This window comes from Streptomyces sp. enrichment culture (genome assembly GCF_964272895.1).
Taxonomy (GTDB): domain Bacteria; phylum Actinomycetota; class Actinomycetes; order Streptomycetales; family Streptomycetaceae; genus Streptomyces.
Window position 1 is genome coordinate 5,717,402 of sequence record NZ_OZ186832.1, and the last position, 20,574, is coordinate 5,737,975.

Annotated in this window: 17 protein-coding genes; 10 read left to right on the forward strand and 7 right to left on the reverse strand. The window is 73.3% G+C overall.

Annotated features, from left to right (window positions below; all coding sequences use genetic code 11):
• Positions 1-4: 4 nt before the first annotated feature.
• On the reverse strand, positions 5-1,417 hold the full coding sequence (locus ACSU6M_RS25815; protein ID WP_437072674.1) for an aminopeptidase P family protein: 1,413 nt from the start codon (positions 1,415-1,417) through the stop codon (positions 5-7).
• A 128-nt stretch (positions 1,418-1,545) separates the two neighbouring features.
• On the opposite strand from ACSU6M_RS25815, the gene ACSU6M_RS25820 reads away from it, so the two are divergent.
• Positions 1,546-2,529, forward strand: coding sequence for a LuxR family transcriptional regulator (locus ACSU6M_RS25820; protein ID WP_437072675.1), 984 nt, complete (start codon positions 1,546-1,548; stop codon positions 2,527-2,529).
• An 80-nt stretch (positions 2,530-2,609) separates the two neighbouring features.
• Entirely contained in the window at positions 2,610-3,005 is a 396-nt protein-coding gene (locus ACSU6M_RS25825; protein WP_437072677.1) for a nuclear transport factor 2 family protein, read from the forward strand.
• A gap of 191 nt (positions 3,006-3,196) precedes the next feature.
• Here the strand turns inward: ACSU6M_RS25825 and meaB are convergent, their stop codons facing one another.
• The 4 genes from meaB to ACSU6M_RS25845 all read right to left on the reverse strand — a co-directional run bounded on the left by meaB (position 3,197) and on the right by ACSU6M_RS25845 (position 9,863).
• Positions 3,197-4,213, reverse strand: coding sequence for a methylmalonyl Co-A mutase-associated GTPase MeaB (meaB, locus tag ACSU6M_RS25830; protein ID WP_437072678.1), 1,017 nt, complete (start codon positions 4,211-4,213; stop codon positions 3,197-3,199).
• A complete protein-coding gene (scpA, locus tag ACSU6M_RS25835; protein WP_437072680.1) occupies positions 4,210-6,384 on the reverse strand; it encodes a methylmalonyl-CoA mutase in 2,175 nt (724 codons plus the stop codon). The genes meaB and scpA overlap by 4 nt, the downstream gene beginning before the upstream one ends.
• Positions 6,381-8,192 (reverse strand): methylmalonyl-CoA mutase family protein, encoded by a 1,812-nt coding sequence (locus tag ACSU6M_RS25840; RefSeq protein ID WP_437072681.1) that lies wholly within the window; start codon positions 8,190-8,192, stop codon positions 6,381-6,383. Before ACSU6M_RS25840 ends, scpA begins: the two co-directional genes overlap by 4 nt.
• 93 nt (positions 8,193-8,285) lie before the next feature.
• Positions 8,286-9,863: an extracellular catalytic domain type 1 short-chain-length polyhydroxyalkanoate depolymerase gene (locus ACSU6M_RS25845; RefSeq protein ID WP_437072682.1), complete on the reverse strand. Its 1,578-nt coding sequence runs from the start codon at positions 9,861-9,863 to the stop codon at positions 8,286-8,288.
• 221 nt (positions 9,864-10,084) lie between these two features.
• Here ACSU6M_RS25845 and ACSU6M_RS25850 point away from each other — a divergent pair, with 221 nt between their 5' ends.
• The 5 genes from ACSU6M_RS25850 to ACSU6M_RS25870 all read left to right on the forward strand — a co-directional run bounded on the left by ACSU6M_RS25850 (position 10,085) and on the right by ACSU6M_RS25870 (position 14,431).
• Complete coding sequence (locus tag ACSU6M_RS25850; RefSeq protein WP_437072684.1) at positions 10,085-11,494, forward strand: tannase/feruloyl esterase family alpha/beta hydrolase; 1,410 nt, start codon at positions 10,085-10,087, stop codon at positions 11,492-11,494.
• A gap of 137 nt (positions 11,495-11,631) precedes the next feature.
• On the forward strand, positions 11,632-12,021 hold the full coding sequence (locus ACSU6M_RS25855) for a cell division protein SepF (protein WP_437072685.1): 390 nt from the start codon (positions 11,632-11,634) through the stop codon (positions 12,019-12,021).
• A gap of 100 nt (positions 12,022-12,121) precedes the next feature.
• Positions 12,122-13,426 (forward strand): ATP-binding protein, encoded by a 1,305-nt coding sequence (locus tag ACSU6M_RS25860; RefSeq protein ID WP_437072687.1) that lies wholly within the window; start codon positions 12,122-12,124, stop codon positions 13,424-13,426.
• Positions 13,423-13,758 carry a nucleotide pyrophosphohydrolase gene (locus ACSU6M_RS25865; protein ID WP_437072689.1) on the forward strand — a complete coding sequence of 112 codons (336 nt, stop codon included), beginning with the start codon at positions 13,423-13,425 and terminating at the stop codon, positions 13,756-13,758. The genes ACSU6M_RS25860 and ACSU6M_RS25865 overlap by 4 nt, the downstream gene beginning before the upstream one ends.
• A 199-nt stretch (positions 13,759-13,957) precedes the next feature.
• A complete protein-coding gene (locus ACSU6M_RS25870) occupies positions 13,958-14,431 on the forward strand; it encodes a DUF6099 family protein (protein WP_437072691.1) in 474 nt (157 codons plus the stop codon).
• A 16-nt stretch (positions 14,432-14,447) separates the two neighbouring features.
• On the opposite strand, the gene ACSU6M_RS25875 is transcribed toward ACSU6M_RS25870, so the two are convergent.
• Entirely contained in the window at positions 14,448-14,603 is a 156-nt protein-coding gene (locus ACSU6M_RS25875) for a hypothetical protein (protein ID WP_437072693.1), read from the reverse strand.
• A 96-nt stretch (positions 14,604-14,699) separates the two neighbouring features.
• On the opposite strand from ACSU6M_RS25875, the gene ACSU6M_RS25880 reads away from it, so the two are divergent.
• Positions 14,700-15,623, forward strand: coding sequence for an LLM class F420-dependent oxidoreductase (locus ACSU6M_RS25880; protein ID WP_437072694.1), 924 nt, complete (start codon positions 14,700-14,702; stop codon positions 15,621-15,623).
• A 9-nt stretch (positions 15,624-15,632) separates the two neighbouring features.
• Here ACSU6M_RS25880 and ACSU6M_RS25885 read toward each other — a convergent pair whose 3' ends face one another.
• On the reverse strand, positions 15,633-16,373 hold the full coding sequence (locus ACSU6M_RS25885; RefSeq protein WP_437072696.1) for an SDR family NAD(P)-dependent oxidoreductase: 741 nt from the start codon (positions 16,371-16,373) through the stop codon (positions 15,633-15,635).
• 133 nt (positions 16,374-16,506) lie between these two features.
• Between ACSU6M_RS25885 and ACSU6M_RS25890 the strand changes: the two genes are divergently transcribed.
• Both ACSU6M_RS25890 and ACSU6M_RS25895 read left to right on the forward strand, forming a co-directional pair.
• Positions 16,507-17,961 carry a 3' terminal RNA ribose 2'-O-methyltransferase Hen1 gene (locus ACSU6M_RS25890; RefSeq protein WP_437072697.1) on the forward strand — a complete coding sequence of 485 codons (1,455 nt, stop codon included), beginning with the start codon at positions 16,507-16,509 and terminating at the stop codon, positions 17,959-17,961.
• Entirely contained in the window at positions 17,958-20,510 is a 2,553-nt protein-coding gene (locus tag ACSU6M_RS25895; RefSeq protein ID WP_437072699.1) for a polynucleotide kinase-phosphatase, read from the forward strand. Before ACSU6M_RS25890 ends, ACSU6M_RS25895 begins: the two co-directional genes overlap by 4 nt.
• Positions 20,511-20,574 lie beyond the last annotated feature (64 nt).

Consider the following 20,574-nt stretch of genomic DNA (forward strand, 5'->3'; position numbering starts at 1 on the left):
GGTGTCAGCCCGCGTGGGCGGCCATCCACCGCTCGACCTCGTCCGCCGAGCGGGGCAGGGCGGCGGAGAGGTTCTCGTGCCCGGACTCGGTGACGAGCAGGTCGTCCTCGATGCGCACGCCGATGCCGCGCCAGTCCGCGGGGACCGTCAGGTCGTCGGGCTGGAAGTACAGGCCAGGCTCCACCGTGAGGACCATGCCGGGCTCCAGGAGGCCGTCGACGTACTCCTCGTTGCGGGCGTGGGCGCAGTCGTGGACGTCGAGGCCGAGCATGTGACCGGTGCCGGCCATGGTGAAGCGGCGCTGGAGGCCGAGCTCGTAGGCGCGGTCGACGGGGCCCTCGATGAAGCCCCAGCCGACCAGGCGGGCGGCCAGGGAGCGCTGGGCCGCCTCGTGGAAGTCGCGGTAGCGGGCGCCCGGCTTCACCGCGGCCATGCCGGCCTCCTGGGCCTCGTACACCGCGTCGTAGATCTCGCGCTGTACGGGGGTGAAGGTGCCGCTGATCGGGAGCGTGCGGGTGACGTCCGCGGTGTAGAGGGTGTGGGTCTCGACGCCGGCGTCCAGGAGCAGCAGCTCGCCCGGGCGCACGGGGCCGTCGTTGGCGGTCCAGTGCATGATCGTGGCGTGCTCGCCGGCGGCGCAGATGGTGCCGTAGCCGACGGAGTTGCCCTCCAGGCGGGCCCGGCGGAAGAAGGTGCCCTCGATCCAGCGTTCGGAGGAGGCGACGGCGCGCGAGAGTTCGCCGACGGCGTCGGTGAAGCCGCGGACGGTGGAGTCCACCGCCTTGCGCATCTCGCCGATCTCCCAGGCGTCCTTGACCAGGCGGAGCTCGCTCAGTGCCTCTTCGAGCTCGTCGTCGCGGGACTCGTCGGTGGTGACCGCGGCTTGCAGGGCCTGGTCCACGCCGCGCACGATCCGGGTGGGCACGGCGGAGGCGGCCGCCAGGTCGGCGGCGATCGTCCGGACGTCCCGGCACGGCAGCCCGAGGACGCGCTCGGACTCGGCGAGGGAGCGGCGGCGGCCCATCCACAGCTCGGCGGTGTAGCCGAGCCAGAACTCGTCGGTGTCGCGGCTGTCGCGGGGGAGCTGGTAGCAGTAGGCGTCGTGGCCGCCGTCCGCGCGGGGTTCGAGGACGAGGGCGCCGTCGCGGGCCTGGTCGCCGGTCATGTGGACGTAGCCGGAGTAGGGGCGGAAGGGGTAGGTGTCGTCGTTCGAGCGGACCTTGAGGTTGCCCGAGGGGATCACCAGGCGCTCGCCGGGGAAGCGGGCGGAGAGCGCGGCGCGGCGGCGGGCCGCGTACGGGGCCTGCTCGTCGGGGGTCAGGTCGTGCCGTTCGGTGTCGGCCCAGCCCGTGCGCATCAGGGCGGACAGTTCCTTCGAGATCCCTGCGTACAGACCGTTCTTCCGGCGCTTGGCCACGGTGTTCCCTCTCGTCCGGGGTGGTGGGCTGGAGGGACCGTAGCCCGCCGCGCGGGCGGGTGGTGCCATGGAGTGCCAGTGGCACGGATCGGCCATCCGGGGTCGGGGTGCCGTCGATAATGCGTCGTATGACTCACGCGAAACTCCGGCAGGCGCTGCGTCTGCTGGGCCTCGGCGAGGCCGCGGCCCGTGTCTATGTGGCGCTGCTGGAGGTGGCCCCCGCGCCGCTGGTCGCGGTCGGGGAGGCGGCCGGGCTGGGCGCGGGCGAGCTCGCCGTGGCGTACGAGGAGCTTGTGGACGCCGGGCTGGCCAGCGCCGCCGACGAGGCCGGGGACGTGGTGGCGCCGGTGCCGCCGGCCGCGGGCCTGGAGATCCTCGCCCGGCACCGGGCGGCCGAGGTGGAGGAGTCGCGGATCGCCGTCGGGGGAGCGTTCGAGTCGTTCCGGCGGCACCGGCTGGCCGCGTACAACGACGATCTCGTGGAGGTCGTCACCGGGGAGGCCATCGGCCCGCGGATGCGGCACGCCTGGGCGAGCGCCCGGGAGCAGATCCGCCAGTTCGAGTCGCCGCCGTACGTGCCGCTGGCCGGGGTGCGGGAGGACGCGCTGGCGACGCTCGCGCGCGGGGTCACCCAGCGGGTGGTGTACTCGCGGGCCTCGCTGGAGCACCCGGGGCATCTGAAGGAGGTGATCGAGCCCTGCGTCGAGGCCGGGGAGCAGGCCAGGGTGCTGCCGTCGGTGCCGGTCAAGCTGCTGATCATCGACGAGGCGTACGCGCTCGTCTCGCTGTCCATCAAGGAGGCGGACGTGGTCAACAGCATGCTGGTGGTGCAGCCGTGCGGGCTGCTGTCGGCGCTGGTCGCCCTGTTCGAGCGGTGCTGGCACGACGCCCTGCCCTTCCACGGCGGCACCGCCCGACCCGGCGGACCCGAACCGTCCGACCGCCGGCTGCTGTCGCTGCTGGCCGGCGGTGCGAGCGACGAGGTGATCGCCCGCGAGCTGGGCGTCAGCCGGCGCACCCTGTTCCGCCGCCTGCAGATCCTCATGGCCCGGCTCGGCGCCGCCAACCGCTTCCAGCTGGCCCTGCAGGCGCAGCGGGCCGGGTGGCTGTGAGCCTTGAGGGGTGGACAGGGCCGGCGGCACCGCCGTACTCTCCGACGCACCTACTCAAATAATTGACTAGAGGTGGTCGCGTGCACGCCTTCCGCAGGGCCGTCGAGAACGAGGACTTCGCCGCCGTCGAGGCGCTGCTCGCCGAGGACGTGGTCTTCACCAGCCCGGTCGCGTTCAAGCCGTACCGGGGCAGGGCGATCACCGCGGCGATCGTGCGCGGGGTGGGCCGGGTCTTCGAGGACTTCCGCTACGTACGCGAGATCGCGAACCCCGACGGCCGGGACCACGCCCTCGTCTTCACCGCGACCGTCGACGGCAGGCAGATCCAGGGCTGCGACTTCCTCCACTTCGACGAGGAGGGGAAGATCGACGACTTCATGGTGATGGTGCGCCCGCTGTCCGCCGCGCAGGCGCTCGCGGCGGCCATGGGCGCCCAGTTCGACCGGATCGCGGAGGAGGCGGCGGCCGGTCGGTGACGGGCTGAACGGCCGGCCGGTGACACAACTGAACGGCCGACCGGTGACGCGGTGAACGGCCAGCCGGTGACGCGGTGACACGGTGAACGGCCGACCGGTGACGCGGTGACACGGTGAACGGCCGGCCGGTGACACGGTGAACGGCCGACCAGTGACGCGATGAACGGCGGCCGGGCCCCCTGGGCAGCCGCTCAGTGCCCCGCCGAGCCGCCCGTCACCGGATCCGGGTCCGCGGCGCCGTCCAGCGCGTCCAGGATGCGCTCGGCGGCCAGGGTCGGGGTCAACTCCCCGTCCCTGACCCGCTGTTCCAGCGCGGGCGCCACCGCCCGCACCGCCGGGTCGGCGTGCAGGCGGTTGAGCAGTTCGTCGCGGACCATGCTCCACGTCCAGTCGACCTGCTGGTCACGGCGCTTGGCGGCGAGCCGCCCGGTCGAGTCCAGCAGGGTGCGGTGCTGCTCCAGGCGCTCCCAGACGGTGTCCAGACCCGCCGACTCCCGGGCGCTGCAACTGAGCACCGGCGGCGTCCAGAAGGCGTCCTTGCCGTGCATCAGCCGCAGCGCGCCCGCCAGTTCGCGCGCGGCCGCGCGGGCGTCGCGCTCGTGCGGCCCGTCCGCCTTGTTGACGGCGATCACGTCGGCCAGCTCCAGCACGCCCTTCTTGATGCCCTGCAACTGGTCGCCGGTGCGGGCCAGGGTGAGCAGCAGGAAGGAGTCGACCATGTCGGCGACGGCCGTCTCGGACTGGCCGACGCCGACCGTCTCCACCAGGATCACGTCGTAGCCGGCCGCCTCCATCACCACCATCGACTCACGGGTGGCCTTGGCGACCCCGCCCAGCGTGCCCGCCGAGGGGGAGGGGCGTACGAAGGCCGCCGGGTCGACGGCCAGGCGCTCCATACGGGTCTTGTCGCCCAGGATCGACCCGCCGGTACGGGTGGAGGACGGGTCGACGGCCAGCACCGCCACCCGGTGCCCCAGCCCGGTCAGCATCGTGCCGAACGCGTCGATGAACGTCGACTTGCCGACTCCCGGCACCCCGCTGACCCCGATCCGCCGCGCCCGGCCGCTGTGCGGCAGCAGCTCGGTCAGCATCCGCTGCGCCAGCGCCCGGTGCTGGGGGCGGGTGGACTCGACGAGAGTGACGGCGCGCGCGACGACCGCCCGCTTCCCGTCGAGCACGCCCTTCACATACGCGTCGACATCGATCACAGGTCGTGCCCGAGGTCGTCCGACAGCCGCTTCACCAGGTCGTGGGCCGCGTCCGGGATCACCGTCCCGGGCGGGAAGACGGCCGCCGCTCCGATCTCCAGCAGCGTCGGCACGTCCTGCGGCGGGATCACCCCGCCCACCACGATCATGATGTCCTCGCGCCCCTCCTCGGCCAGCTGCTCCTTCAGCGCCGGTACGAGGGTGAGGTGACCGGCCGCCAGCGACGAGACGCCGACGATGTGCACGTCCGCCTCCACGGCCTGACGGGCCACCTCGGCCGGGGTCTGGAACAGCGGGCCGACGTCGACGTCGAAGCCCAGGTCGGCGAAGGCGGTGGCGATCACCTTCTGGCCGCGGTCGTGGCCGTCCTGGCCCATCTTGGCGACCAGGATGCGCGGCCGGCGCCCCTCGGCCTCGGCGAAGGCGTCGACCAGCGCACGGGTGCGGTCCACGGACGGCGACTCCCCTGCTTCGTTGCGGTACACGCCCGAGATCGTACGGATCTGGCTCGCGTGCCGTCCGTACACCTTCTCCAGGGCGTCCGAGATCTCCCCGACGGTCGCCTTGGCGCGGGCCGCGTGCACCGCCAGCTCCAGCAGGTTGCCCTCGCCCGCGGCCGCCCGCGTCAGCGCGTCCAGCGCGTCCTGGCAGGCCCGCTCGTCGCGCTCCGCCCGCAGCCGCCGCAGCTTCTCGATCTGCTGCGCCCGCACGGAGGAGTTGTCGACCTTCAGGACCTCGATCTGCTCGTCGGAGTCCACCCGGTACTTGTTGACGCCGATCACCGGCTGGCGGCCGGAGTCGATCCGGGCCTGCGTACGGGCCGCGGCCTCCTCGATGCGCAGCTTCGGGATGCCGGCGTCGATGGCCCTGGCCATGCCGCCCGCCGCCTCGACCTCCTGGATGTGCTGCCAGGCCCGGCGCGCCAGGTCGTACGTCAGCTTCTCCACGTAGGCGCTGCCGCCCCACGGGTCGATCACCCGTGTGGTGCCCGACTCCTGCTGGATGAGCAGCTGGGTGTTGCGGGCGATCCGCGCGGAGAAGTCCGTCGGCAGGGCCAGCGCCTCGTCCAGGGCGTTGGTGTGCAGCGACTGGGTGTGGCCCTGGGTCGCCGCCATCGCCTCCACACAGGTGCGGGTGACGTTGTTGAACACGTCCTGCGCGGTCAGCGACCAGCCCGAGGTCTGCGAATGGGTGCGCAGCGACAGCGACTTGGTGTTCTTCGGGTCGAACTGCTTGACCAGCTTCGCCCACAGCAGGCGGGCCGCCCGCAGCTTGGCGATCTCCATGAAGAAGTTCATGCCGATCGCCCAGAAGAACGACAGCCGCGGCGCGAACGCGTCCACGTCCAGGCCCGCTTCACGGCCCGCCCGGATGTACTCCACGCCGTCCGCGAGCGTGTACGCCAGCTCCAGGTCGGCCGTCGCGCCCGCCTCCTGGATGTGGTAGCCGGAGATGGAGATGGAGTTGTAGCGGGGCATCCGCTGCGAGGTGAAGGCGAAGATGTCGGAGATGATCCGCATCGACGGCTTCGGCGGATAGATGTAGGTGTTGCGGACCATGAACTCCTTGAGGATGTCGTTCTGGATGGTCCCGGCCAGCTTCTCGGGCGGCACGCCCTGTTCCTCGGCGGCGACGATGTACAGCGCCAGCACCGGCAGCACGGCGCCGTTCATCGTCATCGACACCGTCATCCTGTCCAACGGGATGCCGTCGAAGAGCTGACGCATGTCGTAGATGGAGTCGATGGCCACGCCCGCCATGCCGACGTCACCGGTCACCCGCGGGTGGTCGCTGTCGTAACCGCGGTGCGTGGGCAGGTCGAAGGCGACCGACAGGCCCTTCTGGCCGGCGGCGAGGTTGCGCCGGTAGAAGGCGTTGGACTCCTCGGCGGTGGAGAAGCCCGCGTACTGGCGGATCGTCCAGGGCTGGTTGACGTACATCGTCGGGTAGGGCCCGCGCAGATACGGGGCGATGCCCGGGTAGGTGCCCAGGAAGTCCAGGCCCTCCAGGTCCTCCCCGGTGTACAGCGGCTTGACCGGGATGCCCTCCGGGGTCTCCCACAGCAGGTCGTCCCCGCCGGCCGCCTTCTTCACCGCCGTACGCCACTCGTCGGCGCTGCCGTGCGCGGCGGGCGTGCCCAGCTCGATCCGGGAGAAGTCGGGGATGCTCATCGGGACACTCCCATGCGGTCGAGGGTGGCGGACAGGACGGCGACCGCGTCACAGCCCGCGAAGACGTAGGAGTCGACGCCCGCGTACGGGCCGGGACGGCCCGCCAGGAACACGTGCGAGGCGCCCGCCGACCGCAGTTCGGCCGCGACGGCCTCCGCCTGCTCCTCGTACAGCGTGTCGCTGGAGCACAGGCACACCTCGGTGGCCCCGCTGTCCTCGAACGCGCCCTCGGTGACGGGCTCGATGCCGCCCGCCTGGAAGAGGTTGGCGGCGAAGGTGAGCCGGGCCGTGTGCGCGGCGGCCGGGCCGAGCGCGGCCAGGTAGATCCGCGGCCGGGCGCCGGTCGCGGCCAGATGCGCGTCGGAGCGGGCGCGCAGCTCCTCGTACGCCTCGTCGCGGCGCACGCGCGGCAGGCCGCCGGTGCGCGCCTCGGGCACCGGCTGCCGCTGCACGGGCTTCTCCGCCAGGTGCGGGAACTCGCTGACGCCGGTGACGGGTTCGCGCCGCTTGGCGAGCTTGCTGCTGCGGGCCGCCCAGGTGTTGGCGAGGTCCTGCGCGAGGCGGCCCGAGCGCAGGGCGGCCGCCTGTCCGCCGATCCGCTCGATCCACTGGAAGAACTCCCAGCCCGCGCGGGCGAGTTCGTCGGTGAGCCGCTCCACGTACCAGGAGCCGCCCGCCGGGTCGATGACCCGCGCCAGATGCGACTCCTCGATGAGGATCGTGGAGGTGTTGCGGGCGATCCGGCGGGCGAACGCGTCCGGCAGGCCCAGCGCGTGGTCGAACGGCAGCACGGTGACCGCGTCGGCGCCGCCCGCGCCCGCGGCCAGCGTGGCGATGGTCGCGCGCAGCATGTTCACCCACGGGTCGCGGCGCGTCATCATCACCGGCGAGGTCACCACGTGCTGGAGCTGCGCTCCCGCCGCCGGAGCCCCGCACGCCTCGGCGACGCGCGCCCACAGCCTGCGGGCGGCCCGCAGCTTGGCGATCGTCAGGAACTGGTCGGCGGTCGCCGCGTACCGGAACTCCAGCTGCGCGCAGCCCTGTTCGACACTCAGCCCGGCCTCGGTCAGCCGACGCAGATACGCCACACCGGTGGCCAGGGAGCAGCCCAGCTCCTGGGCGGCCGAGCCGCCGGCCTCGTGATAGGGCAGCGCGTCCACGGTCAGGGCGCGCAAGCGCGGGTACCGCTCGGCGCACAGCCGGGCGAGCGCGGCCACCGGGGCGGTGTCGTACGGCTGTCCGGTGCGGGCCTCGTGGCCCAGCGGGTCGGCGCCCAGGTTGCCGCGCACGGCGTCGTCGGCGACGCCCCGCTCCGCGTACACCCGCAGCAGCTCCCGTGCGGCCGGCTCGGTCTCGTCACCGGCGTCCAGGACGACCGGCGCCAGGTCGAGGTAGACGCCCTGAAGGGCCGCGCCGAGCGACGGCACCGGGATGCCGCCCTCGCCGGCGACCAGCCACAGGGAGGTGACGCCGTTCTCCAGGTCGGTGAGGACCGCGTCGCCGTCGGCCGTCGTGTGCCGCTGGCGCACGTCCCAGCCGCCCACGGTGTTGCCCTCGGCCCGGCCGCCGCGCACAAAGGGCGCGAACCCCGGGAGACCCGGCTCGGGCGCGGCATCGCGCGCGGTGTACAGAGGGCGGGTGCGCAGCCCGTCCTCCAGCGCGGTGGACAGGGCTTCCTCGGCGGCCTCGTCCTCGACGTCCTTGCCCGACTTGCGCAGGACACCCGCCACGAGGCGCTGCCACTGCTCGTGGGTCACGTCAGGGAACTCGGCGGCCAGCTCAAGCCCGTCGTCAGGCAGGACCGTCATGCTCGGATGCTAGGCCAGAGCCGCGCGGGAGCAGCAGAGGGTGCGGCTGTGACCTTGCCCTCGCCGAAGCTGTGACCCCGCTCTCGCCGCCGGTCAGACCGGACAGCCGGAGTCGGCGATCACATAGTGGCCCGGCGCGGACTGCCGGAGCGTATGCGTGACGGACGTGTTCCAGAGTCCCATGGCCTGCCCCGAACCGCGGGCGTAGGTCTGCCCGCCGCTGTGGTAGGCGCGTCCGGCGACCGTGTGGCCGTAGTTGCTCGCCGTGTGGCAGGTGGGCGTGAAGCCGGTGGTGGTCGCGGTCACCGCCGAGGAGACCGCACCCGCCGCACCGGCCGCGTCCACGGCCGCCACGGTGTAGCGGTACGCCGTGCCGGTCGCCAGGCCCGTGTCGGTGTACGAGGCCGACGTCGTGCCGCCGGCCTTCGTACCGTCGCGGCGGACCTCGTAGGCGACCGCGCCGGGCACCGGGTCCCAGCGCAGGGCGACCGTGGTGTCGGTGGTGCCGGTGACCGTCAGCCCCGTGGGTGCGGGCAGGGTACCGGTGTCCTGGCCACCGATGCCCCAGAAGCGGACGCTGTGGTGGGCGGAGCAGAGGGCGGCCAGGTAGTAGGTGCCGGTGCTGCCGCACCGGTCCGGGCCGTCGCCCGGGTCCACGGCGAGGCCGTGGCCCATGCCGGAGACGGAGTACACCTCGACCGCGGGCCGTCCGGAGGCGTCGTCGTAGACGCTGCGGGTGGTGGTGCCCCCGAGGGTCTCGGTGCGGGAGGGCGTCTGGCCGATGCCCCACACATCGGTCCACTGGTCGCGCAGTTCGGCCGCGTTGGCGGGCCGGACCGTGGTGTCGGCGGTGCCCTGCCAGATCGCGACGCGGGGCCAGGCGGCGGTGCCCGCGGGGGCGGCGGAGCGCACCAGGTCGCCCCACTGGTCCGGGGTCCGGTCCGGTGGGCTGTACATGCAGGTGTGGGCGGCCGGGAGGCTGGTCGCGCAGTGCGCGGGCAGTCCGGAGTGGACGGCGCCGCCCGCGAAGACGTCGGGGTAGGCGGCGAGCAGGTTCGCGGTCATGGCGCCGCCGGCGGACAGGCCGGTGACGTAGATCCGGCGGGCGTCGCTGCCGTACCGCGCGACGGCCGCGTCGACCATCTGCCGGACGGACAGCGCCTCGCCGCGGCCGCGGGTGCTGTCGCCCGGCTCGTACCAGGTGAAGCAGGAGTTGGGGTTGTTGGCGCCGCTCGTCTGCGGATACACCACGGCGAAGCCGTGGCGGTCGGCGAGCTCCGGCCAGCCGGAGTGGGCGTGGTAGTCGCTCGCGCTCTGGGTGCAGCCGTGCAGGGCGACCACCAGCGGGGCGCCGGGCGGGAGGGTGCCGGGCGCGTAGGTGTACATGGCCAGGTTGCCGGGGTTGGTGCCGAAGCCGGTGACCTGGGTGAGGCCGGCGGCAGAGGTCTGCGGGGCGGTGGTGCGGGTGGGGGTGGGGGTTGTTGCGGTGGTGGTGCCGGTGGGGGTGGGGGCTGCTGTGGTGGGGGTGAGGGCTGTTGCTGTGGGGGTGAGGGCCGCCGCTGCGGTGGTGGTGACGCTGGTCAGGGCGAGGGCCGCCGCCGTGGCGGTGATCCAGCGGTGGGCCCGGGCGAAGCGGTGCCGAGCGCGAAGGCGCGGGTGCGAGCGTGCCATGGGGCTGCCTTTCGAGGGGGGGGCGACTCGTCGTCCACCGACGCCGGGCCGGGCCGCCCGCGCATCGGTGTGGCGGCATCATCGGGCGGTTGGCGCCCGCGTCGTCATAGGTGCGGCAACCAGACCGGGCGGCGGTCCTGTGGTGGCCCGACCCATACAAAGGGGCCGAGGGGCGCCATAGCCTCCCGCGCATCGGTGCACACGATCCCGGAGGCACACAGATGCGCCCCAGCCCGACTCGCTTCCCCCGCGCGGTCCTCGCCCACGCCCTCGCCCTCGCCGCCCTCACCCTCACCGTCACCCCCGCCACGGCCGCACCCGCGGCCCCCGCCGACCGCTGCACCCAGGTGCGCGTACCCGGCGCCGAACACCAACAGACCTCCTGCCTGGCCGAGTTGACCACGGCGGGCACGGTCGCCTCCGGGCACACCGACCCGGCCGACTGGGCCGGTCTGACCCCCCAGGACCTGCCCGTGCCCACGGGCGTCCCCGGTGTCCAGATCGACGGCTACTTCCCCGACACCTCCACCACCAACACCAACCACGGCTGGCGGCACGACGCCCAGTTCGTCATCCGCCTGCCCGACCGGTGGAACGGCTCCCTGGTGGTCGCGGGCACCCCCGGCAACCGCGAGCAGTACGCGAACGACCGGGCCGTCGCCGACTGGGTGCTCTCCCGCGGCTACGCCTACGCCGCCACCGACAAGGGCAACACCGGTCTCGCCTTCCACCGGGACGGCACCGCACCCGGCGACGCCATCGCCGAGTGGCACGACCGGCTCACCCAGCTCACCCGCGCCGCCCGCGCCACGGTCGCCCGGCACTACCACCGCGCCCCGGCCCGCACCCTGGTGACCGGCATCTCGAACGGCGGCTACCTGGTGCGCTGGCAGCTGGAGAACCACCCCGAGCTCTACGACGGCGGCGTCGACTGGGAAGGCACCCTGTGGCGGGCCGACGGCCCCACCCTGCTGGACTTCCTCCCGCAGGCCCTGCGCCACCACCCGGTGCACGCGGCCGGCGGCGAGGGCGCCGGGCGGGCCCGCGAGGCGCTGCACGCCGCCGGGTTCCCGGCCGGGTCGGAGTTCCTGTGGCCGTACCACTACCAGGTCTACTGGGACCTCACCCAGCGCCTCTACCGCGAGGAGCTGGACCCCGGCTACGACGGGCCGACCGAGGCGGGCACCCCGTTCTGCGCGACCGGGACCCCCGGCTGCGACACCGACTACGACTACGCGACCCGCCCCGAGGAGGTCCGGCGGGCCGTGCAGAGGATCGCGCTGACCGGGCGCATCGGCAAACCGCTGATCACCCTGCACGGCACCCTGGACGTGCTGCTGCCCATCGGCCGGGACTCCGACGTCTACGCCCGTATGGTCCGCGAGGCCGGCCGCGGCGCCCTGCACCGCTACTACCGCATCGAGGGCGGCACCCACACCGACGCCCTGGCCGACGCCTTCCCGGACCGGCTGCGCCCGCTCACCCCCTGCCACCGCACGGCGTTCACGGCGCTGGAGGCATGGCTCGGGGCCGGCCGGCGCCCGCCCGCCTCCCACACCGTCGCCCGGCCCACCGGGACGGACCCCGCCACGCTCCGGGACACCTGCCCGCTCGGCGACCGATCCGGGTGAACCGCGCCACGGGGGGCAGGAGCATGCCGTCGGGCGCCAAGCCGTCGCGGACCGTGTCGCTGTTGGGCCGAACGGGTGACTTGGCGTAAGAATTGGCTGGTGCAGGCGATGAGTGCGAGTCAGATCGGGGGGAGCCGGTGAACAGCCACGACGTCACCGATGAACAGTGGGAAGGGCTCGCCCAGGTCGTGCCGCTCCGCGGGCGTGACGCCTGGCCGTCGTCCGTGGGCCATCGGGCGCTGCCCGAGGCGGAGACCGAGACGCGGCGCCGGTTCGTGGTCCTGCGGGTCAATGTCTTCGCCGACGCCCGCGAGGTCGCCGAGACCCTGATGGCGGGCATCCCGGTCCTGCTCGACCTGACCGGCGCGGAGGGCGAGGTCGCCAAGCGCGTCCTCGACTTCAGCACCGGCGTCGTCTTCGGCCTCTCCAGCGGTATGCACCGCGTCGACCGCAATGTCTTCCTGCTCACGCCCCCGGGCACGGAGGTCCAGGGCCTGATGGCGAGCGCGGGCGTTCCGGGCGTCTGAGGCGGGGCCGTCGGCGCCGGGTGCCGCGGGGTCGCCCGTTCGTAGGAAAGGTGTCCGGAGGGAACGGTTCGCCCGAGGACCGGAGTCCTACGGTCCGCCTATGGCCGTACCACCCGGGTCCTCCGCCCCGACGTCCCGCAGGGCACGTCCCGAATCCGTCCCGCCCCCGCGCGAGCCGCACGGCGAGCCGGAGCGGGCCCCTGTGCCCTCTCCCGGCTTCGTCCCGTTTCCCGCGTCCGCCCCGCACCCCGGCTCCGCCCCGCCGTCCGCCGGTCCGGACCGGCCGACCGGTGCCGGGCGGCCCCGGATCACCGAGCTGAGGCTGTCCGCGTTCGCCCGGCACCGGTCCGTCGCACTGCCGCTCGCCCCGGTCACGCTGCTGGCGGGGCCCAGCGGCAGCGGGAAGACCACCGCGCTGCGCGCGTACGAGGCGCTGGTGCGGCTCGGCGGCGGGGCGGGGCTGTACGAGGTGTTCCCGGAGCCGGAGGCGTACGTGCCCGAGGGTGCCCGGCCCGACGCCCAGCGGCGCCGCGGCTTCCGGATCGGGTGCACCGCCGACGGCCCCCGCGGTCCCGTGCGCCTCGACGTCGCCGTACAGGCCGAACCGGAGCTGCGCATCGTGGGCGAGCGGCTCACCGCCGACGGGGTGGTGCTGCTGGAGACCGCCCTGCGCGACCCGGCCCGGCCCGTGGTGGACGCCGCCTGGCACACCGCGGGCAGCGCGCCCGTCACCCGCGCCCCGCTGCCCGACGACCGGCTCGGCACCGCCCTGCTGCCGTTGCGCGTGGCCGGCAAGACCGACGGGCAGCGGCAGGTGCTGGCCGCCGCCGAACAGATGGTCGTCGCCCTGCGTTCGGTCTTCGCCTGCGATCCCGAGCCCGGCCGGATGCGCGAGCCCGTGCCCACCGGTTCCGGCCGGCTGCTCCCCGGCTGCGACAACCTCGCCGATGTGCTGTGGCGCACCCGCGCCGAATGCGGCCGACGGCACGCCCGGTTCGTCGCGGCGGTGCGCGCCGCCGGCACCGGACCGGTCCTGGACGTCGTCGCCCGGCCCGACGGCCGCGGCGGTGTGCGGGGGCTGATCGACCGGGGCGGCGGGCTGCGCACGGAGTTCGGCCGGCTCGGTGACGGCGAGCTGCGCCACCTCGCTCTCGCCCTGGTGCTGCTCACCGGGCCCGGTGTGCTGGACATCGACGTGCCCGGCGAGGTGCCCTCCGCGATGCGGGCGCTCACCGTGCTCGCCGACGGCCTCGACCGGTCGCTCGATCCCCGGCAGCGCCGCGAACTGATCCGGCTGGCCGCAGACATGGCCGACCACGGGCACATCCGCTGCGTCGGCACGGTGAGCGACGCGTCGTGGGCGGCGGGGACGCCCGGAGTCACCGTGGTACACCTGGACGGATGACAGAAGATCCGCGGCCGCTGGACGTGGCCGGACTCCAGCGCAGGCTCGCCGCGTTCGCGGCCGCCCGCGACTGGCAGCCGTACCACACCCCCAAGAACCTCGCCTCCGCGCTCAGCGTCGAGGCGTCCGAACTGGTGGAGATCTTCCAGTGGTTGACGCCGGAGGAGTCGGCGCGGGTGATGGACGACCCCGACACCGCGCACCGCGTCACCGACGAGGTGGCGGACGTGCTGGCGTATCTCCTGCAGCTGTGCGAGGTGCTCGGCATCGACGCGCTGGCGGCCCTGGACGCGAAGATCGACCGCAACGAGCGCCGTTTCCCGGCCCCTTGAGCCGTCACGGGGCCGTCGCGAGCCTCACCGCGGGGTGCTCCGGGCAGCTGAAGCCGGGAGTCCGTTATTACTCTCCGCAGTCGAAATCGGGCCCGAATCCGAATTGTTGTCCACAGATTTCCGTCTTCCTCTAGCTTTTCGTCGCAGAGAGCTTCACTCTGGGTAGTGGACAAGGGAGTTCGGGAGACGGGGGCAGCGCATGGACGCGGTGCGGCTCATCCTGACGAGCAGGCGAGCCCTGGCGGGCAGCGGCGAGGTGCCGCAGATCATGGCGGAGGTATGGCAGGCGCAGTCGCTCGCGCAGGCCATCGGCAGCAGACTCGCGGTCTTCGGCCCGCCCCAGCTGCGCGGCGAGGCCCTGGGTCTCACCGAGCTGGCCGGCCGCGGCTGCGGTGTCCTCGACGAGCCCGACCTCGGCCCCGGCGAGCTGCGCGCCGCCCAGCTCACCGAACTGGGCGACGCCCGCCAGGCCCTCCTCGGCCTCGGCGGCCTCCTCGGCGAGGTCGGCATCGCCCTCGTCGGCGTCGCCAGCGCCGCCGACGACGAAGGCACCTACTGGCAGTGCATGGAGGCCATCGACGCGGCCGACGAGTCGAGGGACAGGGTCCTGGAGATGCTCAGACGCCTGGCCGACGGAGAAGGGGCGCTGGCCGCAGCGCTCGAAGGAGCGTGAGGGCACCCCCAGGGGCTCAATCCACCGACGCCGGACCCTCCTCGGACGAGCCCCGCCCCAAGACCCCCGAACCCTGAAGATCCGCATCCAGCGCGGAAAGGTCCGCGTTCAACGCCGCCATCAGCTCCTCCATCTGCTGGAGCAACCCCTTGGGCGCGGTTTCCTCGGACATGGACGACCCTCCTAGACCAGGCGCGGACGCCGGACGCACGCGCTCCGCCCGAGCCAACGATCATCACCGGTGCCGGTCACGGTGCAGGATGGACGTATGGATCTCCGCATCTTCACCGAACCGCAGCAAGGCGCCACCTACGACACCCTCCTCACCGTGGCCAAGGCCACGGAAGACCTCGGCTTCGACGCCTTCTTCCGCTCCGACCACTATCTGAAGATGGGCTCCGTCGACGGCCTCCCCGGCCCCACCGACGCCTGGATCACCCTCGCCGGTCTGGCCCGCGAGACCCGGCGGATCCGCCTGGGCACCCTGATGACCGCCGCCACCTTCCGGCTCCCCGGCGTCCTCGCCATCCAGGTCGCCCAGGTCGACCAGATGTCCGGCGGCCGCGTGGAACTCGGCCTCGGTGCGGGCTGGTTCGAGCAGGAGCACACGGCCTACGGCATCCCCTTCCCGAAGGAGAAGTTCGGCCGTCTGGAGGAGCAGCTGGAGATCGTCACCGGGCTGTGGGCCACCGAGCCCGGCAAGACGTACGACTTCCGCGGCACCCACTACGAACTCACCGACTCGCCCGCCCTGCCCAAGCCCGCCCAGCAGAAGATCCCGGTCCTCATCGGCGGCCACGGGGCCACCCGCACTCCGCGTCTGGCCGCCCGATACGCGGACGAGTTCAACATGCCGTTCTCCTCGGTCGAGGACACCGCACGCCAGTTCGGCCGGGTCCGCGCCGCCGCCGAGGCCGCCGGGCGCGCGGCCGACGACCTCGTCTACTCCAACGCCCTCGTCGTCTGCGTCGGCAGGGACGACCAGGAGGTCGCACGCCGCGCCGCCGCCATCGGCCGCGAGGTCGAGGAGCTGAAGACCAACGGACTGGCCGGCTCCCCGGCGGAGGTCGTCGACAAGATCGGCCGGTACGCCGAGATCGGCACCAGCCGCATCTACCTCCAGGTGCTCGACCTGCACGACCTGGACCACCTGGAGCTCATCTCCGCGCAGGTCCAGTCCCAGCTGGGCTGACGCACCGCCTCACACGATGTGCCGGCCGCCGTCCACCGTGAGGACGTCGCCGGTCGTGTACGCCGCCCGGGTCAGGTGGACGACGGCCTCGGCCACGTCCTCGGGGGTGCCGACCCGGCGCAGCGGCGTGTGCTCGCTCACCCAGTCGCGCGAGCTCTCCCAGACGGCGTCGGCCTCGTCGTACCAGGGAGTGTCGATCAGGCCCGGAGCGACGGCGTTCACCCGGATCTCCGGGCCGAGCTGGGCGGCCAGCAGCCGGGTCATGTGGTTGAGCGCGGCCTTGCTCACCGCGTAGGGCACGGAGCTGCCGAGGGCGCGGGTGGCGGAGACGGACGAGATGTTGACCACCGAGGCCGACCCGGCCGCGCGCAGATGCGGGACCGCGGCGACGGTGGTCTGCCAGGCGCCGATGACATTGACGTCGAAGATCTCCCGCCACACCGCGGCGCTCGCGGCCTCCAGGTCGCTCATCGGGATGAAGCGGGTGACGCCCGCGTTGTTCACGAGGATGTCGAGGCGGCCGCAGGCGTCGACGGCCGCCTGGACGATCCGGCGGGCGTCACCGGGATCGGCCACGTCACCCCGTACATAGACGGCGTCCGGCAGCTGAGCCGCCAGCCGGCGGCCCGCCTCCTCGCTGCGGGCGGAGTTGACCACCACCCGCGCGCCCTCCGCGGCCAGCCGCCGCGCGACCGCGGCGCCGATCCCGGACGACGAACCGGTGATCAGTGCGACACGTCCCTTGCTCATCCCATCCCCTGTCCGGCCGGCCTATGGAGAGGGGACCATACTTTATCGAGTAGCGGAATGTGTATTCCGCAATGCGGAATCAAGGTCCGAAAAATCGAACGCGCTGGTCATACGCCGTGTGGGAAAGTGAGGCATGTTCCTGACGATCACGACCACCGGCACGACCGAACGCCCCGCCACCGACCTCGGCTTCCTGCTGCACAAGCATCCGGACAAGGCGCAGGCGTTCTCCACCTCCTACGGCACGGCCCACGTCCTCTACCCCGAGGCGGAGCCTCAGCGCTGCACGGCGGCGCTGCTGCTGGAGGTCGACGCGGTGGCACTGGTCCGCAGGGGCAAGGGCCGCGGCGGCGCACCGGACGCCGCGCTCGCGCAGTACGTCAACGACCGCCCCTACGCGGCCTCCTCGCTGCTCGCGGTCGCGCTGAGCGCCGTCTTCTCCAGCGCCCTGCGGGGCGTCTGCAAGGCCCGCCCCGACCTGCCGGAGCAGCCGCGCCCGCTGCGGATCGAGGTGCCCGCGCTGCCCGCCCGGGGCGGCCCCGACCTCGTACGCCGGCTCTTCGAACCGCTCGGCTGGGCGGTGACCGCCGAACCCGTGCCGCTGGACAGCGAGTTCCCGGAGTGGGGCGACTCGCGGTACGTGCGTCTCGTGCTGGAGGCGGACACGCTCACCGTCGCCGAGGCCCTGCGCCACCTCTACGTCCTGCTGCCGGTCCTGGACGACGCCAAGCACTACTGGGTCGCCCCGGACGAGGTGGACAAGCTGCTGCGCGTCGGCGAGGGCTGGCTGCCCGGGCACCCCGAGCAGAAGCTGATCACCAGCCGCTACCTCTCCCGCCGCTGGTCGCTGACCCGGCAGGCGCTGGAGCGGCTGGAACTGGTCCGGCTGGCCGAGGCCGACGACAGCGAGGTCGAGGAGCTCGACAACGCGGTCGAGGCCGAGACGGAGACCGAGGAGAAGCCGACCCCGCTGGCCGTGCAGCGGCGGGACGCGATCCTCGCCGCGCTCCGCGAGTCCGGCGCCGCGCGAGTGCTCGACCTCGGGTGCGGGCAGGGCCAGTTGGTCCAGGCGCTGCACAAGGACGTGCGCTTCACCGAGATCGTCGGCGTGGACGTGTCCCTGCGCGCGCTGGCCATCGCCGCCCGCCGGCTGAAGCTGGACCGCATGGGGGAGCGGCAGGCATCGCGCGTACGGCTCGTCCAGGGCTCGCTCGCCTACACCGACAAGCGGCTGGCGGGCTACGACGCCGCCGTGCTCAGCGAGGTCGTCGAACACCTCGACCTGCCGCGGCTGCCCGCCCTGGAGTACGCGGTGTTCGGCGCCGCCCGCCCCCGGACGGTGCTCGTGACCACCCCGAACGTGGAGTACAACGTCCGCTGGGAGTCCCTCCCGGCCGGACACGTCCGGCACAGCGACCACCGCTTCGAGTGGACCCGCGCGGAGTTCCGCGCCTGGGCCGGCGAGGTCGCCGAACGGCACGGCTACAGCGTGGAGTTCAGACCCGTGGGACCCGACGACCCCGAGGTGGGCCCGCCCACCCAGATGGCCGTCTTCGTACGCGCCGACAAGGAGGAGAAGGCCGCATGACCGAGACCACCGGCACCCCGGCACTGGGGCGCACCCTGCCCGTCACCGACCTCTCCCTCGTGGTCCTCGTCGGTGCCACCGGCTCGGGCAAGTCCACCTTCGCCCGCCGCCACTTCAAGCCCACCGAGGTCATCTCCTCGGACTTCTGCCGCGGCCTGGTCAGCGACGACGAGAACGACCAGAGCGCCACCAAGGACGCCTTCGACGTCCTGCACTACATCGCGGGCAAGCGGCTCGCCGCCGGCCGCCGTACGGTGATCGACGCCACCAGCGTCCAGTCGGACGCCCGCAAGCAGCTGATCGCCCTGGCCCGGCAGCACGACGTGCTGCCCATCGCGATCGTGCTCGACATACCCGAGGAGGTGTGCGCCGAGCGCAACGCCGCCCGCACCGACCGGGCCGACCTGCCCCGCCGGGTCATCCAGCGGCACATACGCGAGCTCCGCCGCTCGCTCCGGCACCTGGAGCGCGAGGGCTTCCGCAAGGTGCACGTGCTGCGGGGCGTGCAGGAGGTCGACAACGCCACCGTCGTCACCGAGAAGCGCTTCAACGACCTGACCCACCTCACCGGACCCTTCGACATCATCGGCGACATCCACGGCTGCTCGTCCGAACTGGAGTCCCTGCTCGGCAAGCTGGGCTACGTCGACGGCGTGCACCCCGAGGGCCGGACCGCCGTCTTCGTCGGCGACCTCGTCGACCGCGGCCCCGACAGCCCCGGCGTGCTGCGCCGCGTGATGGCGATGGTGAAGTCGGGCAACGCGCTGTGCGTGCCGGGCAACCACGAGAACAAGTACGGCCGCTTCCTCAAGGGCCGCAACGTCCAGCACACGCACGGGCTCGCCGAGACCATCGAGCAGATGGAGGGCGAGAGCGAGGAGTTCAAGGCCGAGGTACGGGAGTTCATCGACGGACTGGTCAGCCACTACGTCCTCGACGGCGGACGCCTGGTCGTCTGCCACGCCGGTCTGCCGGAGAAGTACCACGGCCGCACCTCCGGCCGGGTGCGCTCGCACGCCCTGTACGGCGAGACCACCGGCGAGACCGACGAGTTCGGGCTGCCGGTGCGCTACCCCTGGGCCGAGGACTACCGGGGCCGCGCGGCCGTGGTCTACGGCCACACCCCGGTCCCGGAGGCCACCTGGCTCAACAACACCATCTGCCTGGACACCGGCGCCGTCTTCGGCGGCAAGCTCACCGCGCTGCGCTGGCCGGAGCGGGAACTGGTCGACGTACCGGCCGAGAAGGTCTGGTACGAGCCGGCGAAGCCGCTGCGCTCCGAGGCGCCCGGCGGGCACGACGGGCGGCCGCTGGACCTGGCGGACGTGCACGGCCGGCGGGTCGTGGAGACCCGGCACCACGGGCGGATCGCCGTCCGCGAGGAGAACGCGGCCGCGGCCCTGGAGGTCATGAGCCGGTTCGCGGTCGACCCGCGGCTGCTGCCGTACCTGCCGCCGACGATGGCGCCCACGGCGACCTCGACGGTGGACGGCTACCTGGAGCACCCGGCGGAGGCATTCGCCCAGTACGCCGGGGACGGCGTCGAGCGGGTCGTGTGCGAGGAGAAGCACATGGGCTCGCGCGCGGTCGCGCTGGTGTGCCGGGACGCGCAGGCCGCGCGCAAGCGGTTCGGCGTCGACGGGCCGACCGGGTCCCTCTACACCCGCACCGGACGGCCGTTCCTGGACGACGAGACGGTGACCGAGGAGATCCTCGACCGGGTGCGCACGGCGATCACCGGGGCCGGTCTGTGGGACGAACTCGACACGGACTGGCTGCTGCTGGACGCCGAGCTGATGCCCTGGTCGCTGAAGGCGTCGTCGCTGCTGCGCTCGCAGTACGCGGCCGTCGGCGCCGCCTCCGGGGCCTCCTTCCCCGGTGCGCTCGCCGCGCTGGAGGGCGCCGCCGCGCGGGGCGTCGACGTGACCGGCCTGCTGGACCGGCAGCGGCAGCGCGCCTCGGACGCGGCCGCGTTCACGGCGGCGTACCGGCGCTACTGCTGGAGCACCGACGGCCTGGACGGCGTCCGCCTGGCACCGTTCCAGATCCTGGCCGCCCAGGGCCGCAGCCTGGCCGCACTGCCGCACGACGAGCAGCTCGCCCTGCTGGACCGGCTGGTGGAGCACGACGCCACCGGCCTGCTCCAGACCACCCGGCGCCTCTATGTCGACACCGGGGACCCGGAGTCGGTGCGGGCGGGCGTCGACTGGTGGCTGGAGATGACCGGGCGCGGCGGCGAGGGCATGGTCGTCAAGCCGGTCGGCGCCCTCGTCCGCGACGGCAAGGGGCGGCTGGTGCAGCCCGGCATCAAGTGCCGGGGCCGCGAGTACCTGCGGATCATCTACGGTCCGGAGTACACGCGCCCCGACAACCTCGCCCGGCTGCGGCAGCGGTTCCTGAACCACAAGCGTTCCCTGGCGGTCCGCGAGTACGCGCTCGGGCTGGAGGCCCTGGACCGGCTGGCCGAGGGCGAGCCGCTGTGGCGGGTGCACGAGGCCGTGTTCGGCGTGCTGGCCCTGGAGTCGGAGCCGGTCGACCCCCGGCTGTGAGCCGGCGGACCCGTCAATTCCGGCCAGGTTCGTCCCCCGCGGGGCGAACCTGGCCGACAGGGCC